The organism is Herbaspirillum sp. 3R11, from assembly GCF_004563925.1.
Taxonomy (GTDB): domain Bacteria; phylum Pseudomonadota; class Gammaproteobacteria; order Burkholderiales; family Burkholderiaceae_D; genus Herbaspirillum.
The window spans coordinates 680,183-692,308 of the sequence record NZ_SPNJ01000002.1; the positions used below are offsets into that span (position 1 = coordinate 680,183).

14 protein-coding genes are annotated in these 12,126 nt (G+C 60.5%); 7 read left to right on the forward strand and 7 right to left on the reverse strand.

Annotated features, from left to right (window positions below):
* Nucleotides 1-123 precede the first annotated feature (123 nt).
* Nucleotides 124-774 (reverse strand): DUF1120 domain-containing protein, encoded by a 651-nt coding sequence (locus E4P32_RS11385; protein WP_158559718.1) that lies wholly within the window; start codon nucleotides 772-774, stop codon nucleotides 124-126.
* A gap of 453 nt (nucleotides 775-1,227) precedes the next feature.
* Here E4P32_RS11385 and E4P32_RS11390 point away from each other — a divergent pair, with 453 nt between their 5' ends.
* A complete protein-coding gene (locus E4P32_RS11390) occupies nucleotides 1,228-3,315 on the forward strand; it encodes a reprolysin-like metallopeptidase (RefSeq protein WP_116434098.1) in 2,088 nt (695 codons plus the stop codon).
* Between the two features lies 1 nt (nucleotide 3,316).
* Here E4P32_RS11390 and E4P32_RS24095 read toward each other — a convergent pair whose 3' ends face one another.
* Nucleotides 3,317-3,472 (reverse strand): hypothetical protein, encoded by a 156-nt coding sequence (locus tag E4P32_RS24095; RefSeq protein ID WP_158559717.1) that lies wholly within the window; start codon nucleotides 3,470-3,472, stop codon nucleotides 3,317-3,319.
* 8 nt (nucleotides 3,473-3,480) lie between these two features.
* Between E4P32_RS24095 and E4P32_RS11395 the strand changes: the two genes are divergently transcribed.
* From E4P32_RS11395 to E4P32_RS11420, 6 genes are all read left to right on the forward strand, one after another.
* Complete coding sequence (locus E4P32_RS11395; RefSeq protein ID WP_116434097.1) at nucleotides 3,481-4,491, forward strand: LacI family DNA-binding transcriptional regulator; 1,011 nt, start codon at nucleotides 3,481-3,483, stop codon at nucleotides 4,489-4,491.
* 92 nt (nucleotides 4,492-4,583) lie between these two features.
* Nucleotides 4,584-5,564, forward strand: coding sequence for an ABC transporter substrate-binding protein (locus E4P32_RS11400; protein WP_116434621.1), 981 nt, complete (start codon nucleotides 4,584-4,586; stop codon nucleotides 5,562-5,564).
* Nucleotides 5,565-5,566: 2 nt separating this feature from the next.
* Nucleotides 5,567-6,421 (forward strand): ABC transporter permease, encoded by an 855-nt coding sequence (locus tag E4P32_RS11405; RefSeq protein WP_116434096.1) that lies wholly within the window; start codon nucleotides 5,567-5,569, stop codon nucleotides 6,419-6,421.
* A gap of 13 nt (nucleotides 6,422-6,434) precedes the next feature.
* Nucleotides 6,435-7,238, forward strand: coding sequence for an ABC transporter permease subunit (locus E4P32_RS11410; protein ID WP_116434095.1), 804 nt, complete (start codon nucleotides 6,435-6,437; stop codon nucleotides 7,236-7,238).
* Nucleotides 7,235-8,323: an ABC transporter ATP-binding protein gene (locus tag E4P32_RS11415; RefSeq protein ID WP_116434094.1), complete on the forward strand. Its 1,089-nt coding sequence runs from the start codon at nucleotides 7,235-7,237 to the stop codon at nucleotides 8,321-8,323. The genes E4P32_RS11410 and E4P32_RS11415 overlap by 4 nt, the downstream gene beginning before the upstream one ends.
* Nucleotides 8,320-9,144 (forward strand): phosphodiesterase, encoded by an 825-nt coding sequence (locus tag E4P32_RS11420; RefSeq protein ID WP_116434093.1) that lies wholly within the window; start codon nucleotides 8,320-8,322, stop codon nucleotides 9,142-9,144. Before E4P32_RS11415 ends, E4P32_RS11420 begins: the two co-directional genes overlap by 4 nt.
* Nucleotides 9,145-9,163: 19 nt before the next feature.
* Here the strand turns inward: E4P32_RS11420 and E4P32_RS11425 are convergent, their stop codons facing one another.
* The 5 genes from E4P32_RS11425 to bamE form a co-directional block, all read right to left on the reverse strand.
* Nucleotides 9,164-9,490 (reverse strand): barstar family protein, encoded by a 327-nt coding sequence (locus E4P32_RS11425; RefSeq protein ID WP_116434092.1) that lies wholly within the window; start codon nucleotides 9,488-9,490, stop codon nucleotides 9,164-9,166.
* A gap of 2 nt (nucleotides 9,491-9,492) precedes the next feature.
* Entirely contained in the window at nucleotides 9,493-9,933 is a 441-nt protein-coding gene (locus E4P32_RS11430) for a biopolymer transporter ExbD (RefSeq protein ID WP_116434091.1), read from the reverse strand.
* Nucleotides 9,930-10,622 carry a MotA/TolQ/ExbB proton channel family protein gene (locus E4P32_RS11435; RefSeq protein WP_116434090.1) on the reverse strand — a complete coding sequence of 231 codons (693 nt, stop codon included), beginning with the start codon at nucleotides 10,620-10,622 and terminating at the stop codon, nucleotides 9,930-9,932. Before E4P32_RS11435 ends, E4P32_RS11430 begins: the two co-directional genes overlap by 4 nt.
* A gap of 98 nt (nucleotides 10,623-10,720) precedes the next feature.
* Nucleotides 10,721-11,527, reverse strand: a complete 807-nt coding sequence (dapB, locus tag E4P32_RS11440; RefSeq protein ID WP_116434089.1) for a 4-hydroxy-tetrahydrodipicolinate reductase — start codon at nucleotides 11,525-11,527, stop codon at nucleotides 10,721-10,723.
* Nucleotides 11,528-11,592: 65 nt separating this feature from the next.
* Nucleotides 11,593-12,111 carry an outer membrane protein assembly factor BamE gene (gene bamE / locus E4P32_RS11445; RefSeq protein WP_116434088.1) on the reverse strand — a complete coding sequence of 173 codons (519 nt, stop codon included), beginning with the start codon at nucleotides 12,109-12,111 and terminating at the stop codon, nucleotides 11,593-11,595.
* Between the last annotated feature and the right edge of the window lie 15 nt (nucleotides 12,112-12,126).

Here is a 12,126-nt window from a genome sequence, read left to right on the forward strand (position 1 = left end):
ATACCGGCTCGCCAGAGGGGAGACCTAGTTCTGTGTCGATGTCAATCCGACCACGAATTGCATGATGGAAATAAAAAAAGCCGCTCTACGTCAGAGCGGCTTCGAGGATGCGGCGGGTGCGCGTCAAAGGTAGAGCATCTCGATGCTGATCGAGCCGTCCAGCTGGATGTCGTCGGCCAGCAACTGATAGGCCACGCGGCTCAGTTTGGCGCTGATGTCGAGCCCGGTGATCAGTTCGCTGAAGGCCACCGGGGTATTACCCGTGCCGAACGATATCTGGCTGCCGTCCTGGCGCAGGCCGCGCAGGGCGTTGCTGCTCCAGGCGGCGCTGCCGTTGGGGCGGCCCAGGATGCCGACCGACTGTCCGTCCGCGACCGCCGTGGCGACGCGCACGGCGTAGCCACCAATGCTTTTGCCGCGGTACAGGCCCAGGCCGAAGTTGTCGCCGGCGTCGATGCCGGGAATGTCCTTCTCACGCGTGGCTTCGCGATTGTCGACCGCCTTGACCGCAATCTTGGTCGGGCCGTCGCAGGAAATGCGCATGTCGACGCGCTGCGAGGGCAAGTCCTTGAAGCGTTCTTTCAGCAGCGGCTCCGATTTGATGGTGCCGAAATCGATCACGCTGTTGCCGGGAAAGCTGGCCAGGCAGGCGGAAGGGCGGATCGTCCCCTTGACCACCAGTTCTGCGGTGTCGGCAGCGTGGGCGCCTGCGGCTGCGCTCAACAGCAGCGACGCCAAGGAGGAAAACAGGAAGGGTAGCAAAGGGGGTCTCATGAAGCCTCTCTGGATAAGCTGTCTGCAGGCGGGATGGTGCGCAGACGGCAAGACCATTCTGATGCAGAGTTCCTCGGATTTATATAAGAAAACTCTCAAAAATGCGAAGTTAATAAATAGCAATATTTCAATATATAAGACGAATTAATGCTGGGCGCGTGCCGGGCTTGCCGAATTCCGCCCAAGATGCCGGGCTCTATATGGGCAATTCCTTGCCTTGTCTTCTTTTGACCGATGGATGAAAAATCCATAATTTTTTGCGATACGCATCAATAAATGTGGGATGCGGCTGTATTCCCGCGCATCTGTCGTAGCTGCCCGATATCAGGATAGGGTGTGGCCGGCGTTGACGAACGCCGACAGCATCAAATTCACTTGAAGCGCTCCTTACCTCTCTGCCGGCACCAGCAAGCAGCGCATCAAGTTCGCAAGCAATGATATTAGGAGAGTCGCATGCCACATTCGCCGTCTATTGAAAAATTCCCGAAAAAATGGTTTTCCCTGTTAGGTACGATACTCGTAAGCTCCGCGATGGCGGCTCCGCAGAATCCGGTCGGCAGCGCTCCTGCCGCGTCCCTCAGCACTGACGGCGCCCAAGAAAAAACGCCGTCATATCGCACTGTTCGCCCCGTTCGCACCGTTTCCCTGGATTTCTCCCGACTGCAAAATGCCGCTGATGCCGACCGGAAGGCTGCCGTCTTGTTTACATTGCCGTTGCCGGAAGGTGGAGAAACCGAATTTACCCTCACTGACTCGGAGATTTTTCCGCCCGAGCTGGCGCAGCGTTATCCCCATATCCGCAGCTTGAAAGGGCATGATCGGCAAGGTCGGGAAGTGCGCCTTGATATGTCCGAAGAAGGCGCACGGGCCATCGTTTTTGATCGAGACGGCAATTGGCTGGTGCAGCGTGCAGCCGATGCAGTTGGCCCGTCTGCTTCCGGAATAAACGAATACCTCAGCTTTCGCGAAACTGCAGCGCCTGCATGGACGGGCTCATCAAATCAACGCCTCAAGCAGCGGGCATCGCTCAATAAAACGACCTTGTCGATGACGGGTTTTATTGAGGCGGACGGCAAGCCCCCGATCAACGACAACGGCCATCGCGACTACCGTATTGCCGTCGCCACCACCAGCGCTTACTCCCGCTACTTCGGCGGCAGTGTCAGCAAGAGTCTGGCGACGATTGCCGAAGTGCTCAATCGCGTCAATGCGATATATGAGCGCGACCTTGGCATCCATCTCACCCTGGTAAAAGACAACAACAAGATTATTTTTCTTGATCCGGCATCGGACCCCTTTATCGGCCCTGGGCCGGAATCGCCCGATTGGGATATCGACTTCACAAAGAAGCAGAGTCAGAAAATAGTGACGCAAATCATCGGCAAGGATAATTTCGACGTGGGACACGTATTCGAGCTGTCAGAGGGCGGCAGTTCCGACAATAACGGGGTTTGCCGGGATCAGATCAAAGCCAATGCAAGCAGCGGATTGTCGATACGAAAGTCCACCGGGATTGCGAAGTTGAACCAGGAGTTTCTCAATACCGTCGCTCATGAAATCGGACATCAGTTCGGCGCCGATCATACGATGAATGGTTGCGAAAGAAATGAGGGCGCCGAAGCAAGAAACGCCTACGAGCCGGGGAGCGGTTCCACCATCATGAGCTACGCAGGTGAGTGCCCCATCTGGAATGGCCATGAGGCAGTCAATAACCCCTTGCACAGTCTGCAAGATATCAAGGGCGAATACTTCCATGCAAAGAACATCGAGCAGATACGCACTTTTCTGAAGGAAGGCGGTGCGACATGCGGCATCAAACGGAGCAACCCCAATCGCCCTCCCGAAATCGTCATTCAGAACGGCGAGGCAAGCATGTTCATTCCCGCGAAGACACCGTTCTCTCTTACCGGGTTTGCACGATCGCAACAAGCTCGTGCGCAGTTGACTTATACCTGGGAGCAAATCGACCTCGGTCCGGAGCAACTGAAAAATGAAGTCCTGAGCGACAAGGGGAAGGGGCCAATCTTTCGCTCCTATCCACCCGGCATCAGCGGCACCCGCATTTTTCCAAAACTGGAAGCAATCCTCGGAGAAGAGAAGCTCAGCATAGGTGAAGTCTATCCGGCAACAACACGTGAACTGAATTTTCGCCTGACGGTGCGTGACAATCTGGGGGCGCTATCCTCCACCGCTTACGTCGATCGGAAAATCCGGGTGGTGGACACCGGGCAAGCGTTTACCGTCACCTATCCTGCGGGAGGTGAAAAATGGCGGGCGCGCGACAGGCAATCGCTAAGCTGGAATAGTGCGGGTACGGCCCAGGCGCCGATTTCTTGCCAGCGTGTACGGATTGATTTGTCGATCGACGGCGGCCACAGCTATCTTTTCCCTCCCTTGCTCGTCTCGGTGCCAAATACCGGGCGTGCTCAGGTTGACGTCCCGCCGCTGGGTCGTGACATATCCAGGGCGCGTATTCGCGTCGGCTGTGAGACCAATGTGTTTTTCGCGGTGTCTCCCGGCAATTTCTCCATCGTGAAATAGATCAAGAGCGGGAATTGACGCGCATCGCCATCAGCGCGAAGCGGATTTGCGCCATGGCGGCGCTGGCTACGATCAATTTCCCTTCCTTTCTCTGCATCATGGTCATCGCCCCGTAACATTCCACTGGCACGATGTAATCGTTTTCATGCGAACCCATCGACCATCGTGCCACCTTCCATCAAACAAGTCGCTCTGCAAGCCGGCGTATCCACCGCAACGGTGTCACGCCTGCTCAATAGCCCGGCATCGGTCAGCGCCGACACGGCCGGCAAGATCAATGAGGCGATTGCCGCGCTCGGCTTTCGTCCCAATTTCAACGGCCGCAACTTGCGTGCGGGACGTTCGCGCACGGTCGGCGTGGTGGTGCCGACGCTGTCCAACACGGTATTCGCGCAATGCCTGCAAGGCATCGAACTGGCGGCGCGCGCACTCGACTACTCGGTCATGTTCACCGCCACCGAATACCGCCAGGAAGACGAAGCGGCGGCGGTCAACCTCTTGCTCAGCCATCGCGTCGACGGCGTCATCCTGACCGTCGCCGATGCCAGCGCCAGCGGCACGCTGGATGTGCTCGACCGTGAAGGCATTCCATATGTGCTGACCTACAACCAGCCGCAGCAAGTTTCTCGCCTGTCGGTCTCGGTCGACAATCGCGCCGCTGCACATGATGCCGTGGCGCACCTGATTGCGCTCGGCCACACACGTATTCAGATGCTCACCGGTCAATTCAATGCGTCCGACCGTGCGATCCAGCGCTACCACGGCTATCTCGACGCGATGCGCGCGCATGGCCTGGCGCCGATGACGCCGATCGAAGTGCCGCGCCATACCGGCCTGACCAGCGCGCATCTGCAGGCATTTGCCGATCCGCAGCAACGTCCGAGCGCCTTGTTCTGTTCCAACGACTTGCTCGCATTGGCCGCGATGCGCGATCTGCGCGAGCTGGGTTTGCGCGTGCCGGAAGACATCTCCGTCATGGGCTTCGACGGCATCCCGCTGGGCGAGATGATGTCGCCGGTTCTGGCCAGCGCCGTGCAGCCGTCAGAACAGATCGGCGAAGTCGCGCTGCGTACGCTGGTGACGGCCATCGGGCGGGTCGAAGGCGCCGCCGGTCCGGTCTCGCAAACACTCGCGCACACGATCCGCCACGGCGGCACGGTGCGGTTTTTCTCCTGACGCTTCTTCAGATTTTTACTCGTTCACATCAACAGCAATAGAAAGGAAACGACATGCGATCACTTCCACGTTTGTCACGCATTCTCCTGGCCATGGCGGCAACTGCAGCCTTTGCCGTCTCGTTCAGCGCCGCGGCGCAAAACGTCATCTGCTACAACTGTCCGCCGGAATGGGCTGACTGGGCCACCCAGATCAAGACCATCAAGGAAAAGACCGGCATCACCGTGCCGCCCGACAACAAGAACAGCGGCCAGGCGCTGGCGCAGATCATGGCCGAGAAGGCCAGCCCGGTCGCCGACTTCACCTACGTCGGTGTGACCTTCGGCATCGAAGCGAAAAAGAACGACATCATCACGCCCTACAAGCCGGCCGGCTGGAACGACGTGCCTGCAGGCCTGAAGGATCCTGAAGGCTACTGGACCACCATCCACTCCGGCACCATGGGCCTGATGGTCAACGTCGATGCATTGAAGGGCAAGCCGGTGCCGCGTTCGTGGGCGGACCTGCTCAAGCCTGAGTACAAAGGCCTGATCGGCTACCTCGATCCGGCCAGTGCCTTCGTCGGCTATGTCGGCGCGGTCGCCGTGAACCAGGCATTGGGTGGCACGCTCGACAACTTCACGCCGGGCATCAACTACTTCAAGGCGCTGCAAAAAAATCAACCAATTGTGCCGAAGCAGACTTCCTACGCACGCCTGATCTCGGGTGAAATTCCGATCCTGTTCGGCTACGACTTTGACGCCTATCGCGCCAAGTACAAGGACAAGGCCAATGTCGCGTTCGTGATTCCGACCGAAGGCAGCGTCACCGTGCCTTACGTCGTCAGCCTCGTGAAGAACGGTCCGAACCAGGCCAACGCGAAAAAAGTGCTGGACTTCCTGTTGTCCAACGAAGGCCAGGCCATCTGGGCCAACGCCTACCTGCGTCCGGTGCGCGCCTCGGCGATTTCGAAGGAAGCCGAAGCCCGCTTCCTGCCGGCTGCCGACTATGCCCGCGCCAAGTCGGTCGACTACGGCAAGATGGCGGAAGTGCAGCGCCAGTTCAGCGAACGTTACCTGGCTGAAGTGAAGTAAGCATGTCCGTGCAACTGACTCGTTCAAGTCAGCCGCGCCGCAAACGTCCAGCCGGCAAGGTCTGGCTGTTTGCGGTGCCGGGCATGACGCTTTTCGCCGCGTTCTGGCTGTTGCCGATGCTGCGCTTGGTCGGCGTCGGCGCCAGCGGTCCGAGCGGCGCGATGGCCTATCTGGCGGTGGTGACCAATCGTCATTATTTTTGGAGCCTGGTCTCGACGCTGCTGTTGTCGGGCGTGGTCACCGTGGCGACGCTGGCGATTTCCTCATTGGTCGGCTTGTTCCTGCAACGCAATCACGTCCCCGGCAAGTCGCTGCTGCTGGCGATGCTGACGTTTCCGCTGGCGTTCCCGGGTGTGGTGGTCGGCTTCATGGTGATCATGCTGGCCGGACGCCAGGGACTGATCGGCGCGCTGACCGACAAGCTGTTCGGTGAGTCGCTGGTGTTCGCGTATTCGCTGGCGGGACTATTCGTCGGCTATCTGTATTTCTCGATTCCGCGCGTCATCCTGACCGTGATGGCGGCCGCTGAAAAGCTCGATCCTGCGCTGGAAGAAGCGGCGCGTTCGCTCGGCGCCCATCCGTTGCGCGTGTTCTTCGACGTGGTCGTGCCGGCCCTGATGCCGGCCCTGATTTCGTCGGGGGCGATCTGCTTCGCCACTAGCGTCGGCGCCTTCGGCACGGCGTTTACGCTGGCGACCAACATTGATGTCTTGCCGATGGCGATCTATAACGAATTCACCAGCTACGCCAATTTCGCGATGGCGGCGGCCTTGTCCATCGTGCTTGGCCTGATCACCTGGATCGCCCTGGCGCTGGCGCGTTCGCTGTCCGGCAGCAGCGTTCCGGCCAAGGCATGAAGGAGGGAAAACAATGAAATACTCCCTGCGGTTTTATCTGCAACTGACATTCACGCTGCTGGTGTGCGCCTTCCTGATCGTGCCGGTGGTGCTGTCAGTGCTTGCCGGCGTGACGGAGAACTTCTTCATCGGTTTGTCGAGCGGCTTCACGCTGCGCTGGGTCGCCCAGGTGTGGGACACCTATCAGATGACCATCTGGCGGTCCATCGTGATTGCGCTGGCCTGTCTGGTGGTGACGTTGCTGGTCGGCGTACCGCTGGCCTACATGCTGGCGCGCCACAAAGATGGCAACAGCCGCCTGGCGCGCGTCTTCGAAGAGCTGCTGATGATGCCGGTGGCGGTGCCAGGCCTGGCCACGTCGCTGGCGCTGATCATGGCCTACGGCCAGTACCGCGCCTTCCGCGGCAGTCTGCTGTTCATCCTGGTCGGACACGTGCTGTTCACCTTGCCGTTCATGGTGCGGCCGGTGCTGGCGGTGATGCAATCGTCGCAACTGGCGGTGCTGGAAGAAGCCGCCGCCAGCCTCGGCGCCGGTGCCCGCCAGCGCTTCTTCGGCGTGGTGATCCCGAACGCCGCGTCGGGCATCCTGGCCGGCGCGCTGATGGTGGTGACCTTGTCGATCGGCGAGTTCAACATCACCTGGATGCTGCATACGCCGCTGACCATGACCCTGCCGGTCGGACTGGCCGACGCCTACGCTTCGATGCGCCTGGAAGTCGGTTCCGCCTATACCCTGATTTTTCTTTTGATGATCGTGCCGCTGCTGGTCGCCATGCAATGGGCGACCCAGACCACGCGCACACGCGTACGCCTATGAACTCTTCTCTTTCCATCAAACTGCGCCACTGCGCCAAGACTTTCGGCAACGGTAGCCCCGCGCTGGAACCGATCGACCTGGAAATCCATCCAGGCGAAACGCTGGTGTTGCTGGGGCCGTCCGGCTGCGGCAAGACCACCACGCTGCGGCTGATCGCCGGGCTGGAGTTTCCCGACGCCGGCGGCCGCGTGCTGTTCGGCGACGACGACGTCACCGACCTGCCGATTGAAAAGCGCGGCGTCGGCATGGTGTTCCAGAACTATGCACTGTTCCCCAACATGACGGTCGGCGAGAACATCGCCTACGGCCTCAAGATCCGCAAGATGCCGACGGCCGAACGCGCTGCGCGGATCGACACGCTGCTGGAGATGGTGCACCTGCAAGGCTTGGGTCATCGCCGCATCGATCAGCTTTCGGGCGGGCAGAAGCAACGCGTGGCGCTGGCGCGCGCACTGGCGGTGGAGCCGCGCGTGCTGCTGCTGGACGAGCCGCTCACCGCACTCGACGCCAAGCTGCGCGAAACGCTGCGCGCCGACCTCAACCAGTTGCTGCGCAAACTCGGCATCACGGCGATCTACGTCACGCACGACCAGGGCGAAGCGATGGCGCTGGGCGACCGCATTGTCGTGATGGAGCGCGGCAAGATCGCGCAGATCGGTACGCCACAGGACATTTACTATCGTCCGGCGTCGGAATTCGTGGCCGACTTTATCGGCACCATGAACCGCGTGCGGGGCGTGACGCGTGTCGGCCACCTGCAGATCCCGGCCGGCATTGTGCCGCTGGCGAATGCGAATGGTAATGGAAAAGCGGATGAGCAGGCGACGGTGATGTTCCGTCCCGAAGACGTCGAGATTGTGCCGCTCGATACCGCCGGCGCGGAAATGTTCGGCGACGTCATGTCGACCTTCTTCATGGGCGACCGCACACGTCTGCTGGTGGATGTCGGCGCCGACATGCCGGTGATCGTCGAGACGCGCCGGCGCGGCGTCTGGCATGCCGGGGAGCGCATCGGCCTGCGCGTGCCGGAACATGCAGTGATGCAACTGCCGATGCAGCATTTTTCCGGGGAGACGCGCTCATGATTCTGTGTCAGATTTCCGACCTGCACATCAAGGCGCAGGGTAAAAAATCCTATCGCGTGGTCGACACCGCCGAGAGTCTGCGGCGTTGTGTGGCGCAGGTGAATCGCCTGAAACAGCGGCCGGACGCGGTGGTGTTCACCGGCGACCTGGTCGACTTCGGCCTGGCCGACGAATATGCGGTCCTGCGCGAATTGCTGGCGCCGCTGACGATGCCGTATTACCTGCTGCCGGGCAATCACGACGAGCGCGCTGCGCTGCGCCAGGCGTTCCCTGATCACGCTTATCTGCAAGGCACCGCTGACGACGCCCGTATCGAATACGTGATTGAGGATCATCCCTTGCGCATCGTTACGCTCGACACGGTGATCCCGCGTTCCAGCAAAGGTGAACTGGCCGCGGCCAGCATGGACTGGCTGGACAAGGTGCTGAGCGAGCAGCCGCAACGGCCGACCGTGATCGCCATGCATCATCCTCCGTTCACTACCGGCATCGGACACATGGACGACATCGGCCTCATCAATCCGCAACTGCTGGAGCCGGTAGTACGTCGCCATCCTCAGGTGGAACGGGTCATCTGCGGTCACCTGCATCGGTCGATACAGGCGCGCTTCGGCGGCACGATGGCGTCAACCTGTCCGGGTGTGTCGCATCAGGTGGTGCTGGACCTGGATCCGCAGGCGCCGTCGCAATTCGTGATGGAGCCGCCGGGGTTCCAGCTGCATTGGTGGGGAGAGCGTACGGGGCTGATCAGTCATACGGCTTACGTCGGTGAATTCGACGGGCCGTATCCGTTCTATGACGGTGATCAGTTGATCGATTGAATTTGCTTAGAACCTGTTCTCAGAGCAGCGCCAGCTTGAGCGTGGCCGCTTCTTCGTAGTCTTCGCAGCGGTCGTTGATCATGGCGACGCAGAATTGCAGCTCTTCGACGATGTCCGGCGCGGCGGCGCGCAGCTTGTCGCTGTGCTGGACTTCGATGGTCAGCACTTCGTTTTCTTTGAGCACGAACTTGCTCATGCCGTCGTCGTCGCGCAAATAGCTCAGGCAATCAACCCAGGCGTTCATGTTGTTGCCGTAAAAATCGGGGAAGCCGAATACGCTCGCGCATTGGCTGTGAAAGCTGTCCCAGTCGGTGATGAGTTCGCCGTTCAGGCGTGCTGTTGCCATGATTACTTCTTCTCTGTACTTGTTGTATCTGGTTTTGGATCGGTCACAAAGCCGAGCTTGTTCAGCCCGTTGCTCTGGGCCGCCGACATCACGTCGGCAATCATTTCATAACGGGTCGCCTTGTCGGCGCGCAGTTGCACTTCCGGCTGCGGCTGCTTGCCGGCGGCCTCGGCCATGCGCTGCGTCAATTCTTCCAGCGTGACCGGCTGATCCTGCCAATACAGCTTGCCGGCGGCGTCGATGGCGACGCTGACGGTTTGCGGTTTCTCAGGCGCAGGGGCGGACTTCGCGGTCGGCAGATCGAGCTGCAGCGAATGCGTAAACAACGGCGCTGAAAGAATGAAGATCACCAGCAGCACCAGCATCACGTCGACCATCGGCGTGACGTTGATCTCGGCCATCGGGCCGGCCTGGTGGTTGTCGTTGAAGCCGCCGAAACTCATGCTTCCCCCTTGCCGACGCGTTCGCCGGTGGTGAGGTAGGCGTGCAGGTCATGGGCGAAGCCGTCGAGTTCGGCCAGCGTCAGGCGGTTGAGGCGCGTGAAGGCGTTGTAGGCCAGCACGGCCGGAATCGCCACCACCAGACCCAGCGCGGTCATGATCAGCGCCTCGCCCACCGGACCGGCGACCTTGTCGATCTGCACCGTGCCGCTGGCCGACACTGCCGCCAGCGCGTGATAGATGCCCCAGACGGTGCCGAACAGGCCGACGAACGGCGCGGTCGAGCCGACCGAGGCCAGCAGCGTCAGGCCGCGTTCCAGTCGCGCCGAGACGCGATTGATTTCACGACGCAGCGTGCGCGTGATCAGTTCGCCGGGATCGGTCGCGGCATTGAGGGAGGGCGTATTCTGTTTGGAGGAAATGCCGGCGGCTTCGGATGAACGTTGCGCCAGCGGAGTGAAGATTTCCTCACTGTCGACGGTCTGCATGACGGCGATGGCGTCGGTCAGCGTGGGCGCTTTCCAGAAGCCGTCGAGCGCATTGCTGCCGCGACGGATGCGCCATGAACTCCAGGTTTTGGAAAGAATGTAATACCAGCTGGCGACGGACATCAGCAGCAGCACATAGGCAACGGCGTGCGAAACGGCATCGCCTTGCGCCCAGTAATGGGCGAATCCAACGGTTTGTTCCATATCGTGTTCTCTTGGTGGGAAGATAAATGGCAATCCGTTGGAGCACGCATCCGCAAAAAGATTCGCTGCATCCGTTGATCAGATGCAGCGACGGATGCTTACTTCAGTCCGAGCACGTCCTGCATGTCGTACAGACCGGTTGTCTTGTCGGCCAGGAAACGTGCGGCGCGCAGGCTGCCGTGGGCGTAGGTGACGCGGCTCGAGGATTTGTGCGTGATTTCGATGCGCTCGCCGATGCCGGCAAACAGCACGGTGTGGTCGCCGACGATGTCGCCGCCACGGATGGCGGAGAAGCCGATCGACGACGGGTCGCGCTCGCCGGTGATGCCTTCGCGGGCGTAGACGGCGACGTCGTCGAGCTTGACGCCGATGGCGTCGGCGATGACTTCACCCATCTTCAGGGCGGTGCCGGACGGCGCGTCGACCTTGTGGCGATGATGCGCTTCGATGATTTCGATGTCGTAGCCCTGCGAGAAGCTCTTGGCGGCAAGTTCCAGCAACTTGAGCGTGACGTTGACGCCGATGCTCATGTTGGGCGCGAGCATGATCGCGGTCTTCTCCGCAGCAGCGGCGATGGCATCCTTGGCGTCCTGTTCCAGGCCGGTGGTGCCGATGATCATCTTGACGCCATGTGCGGCGCAGTATTCGGCGTGCTTCAGGGTGCCTTCCGGACGTGTGAAGTCGATCAGGAAGTCGGCATTGGCCAGGCCCTTGGCCAGGTCGGATTCAATCGCGACGTTGGCGGGTTTGCCCAGGAAGGATGCCGCGTCGGTGCCGATGCTGGGCGAACCCGGCACGTCCAGGGCGCCGGCCAGGACCATGTCATCGGCGTTCTGGATGGCTTCGATCAGCATGCGGCCCATACGGCCGGATGCGCCGGCGACGGCGATTTTCAATGCGCTCATAGTGCTTGTACTTGTGGTTGCTGTAGTGGCGGGTATTGCTGTTGCGTGCCTGCTTATTTACCTGCTTACTTGGCGGAGGAAGGAGGGGTCGTGGTGGTCGTCGTCGGCGTATCCGACAGTTCCGGCATGGCGCCCTTCTTGGAGCCGGCGATCAGGGACAGGTATTCCTGTTCGGTCGGCAGATCGTTGCCGCCTTCGAAGCGTTCCAGCAGATTGTCCTTGAAGAACACCGACACGCGGCTGCTCATCAGTTCGCCGTTGCCCTTGGCCAGGCGGAATTCATAATCCCAGCGATCCGAGTGGAACACATCGGCCAGCAGCGGCGTACCGAGCACGAAGCGTACTTGCTCGCGGGTCATGCCCGGCTTCAGTTGCGCGACCATCTCCCTGGAGACGAAGTTGCCTTGCTGGATATCGATGCGATAAGGCTTGAGGAAGCCGAACAGGCTGCTGCTCTTCGAAACCTGCACGCCGGTCGCGTCGGGCGCCGCTGCGCCTTCCACCGGTTTTTTGGATGCACAGCCGGACAGCAGGGTGCTCAGGGCGATCAACGCCAGAGCGGTAGTACGGTAGGAAGGCAACATTCGCATAAAGATTTC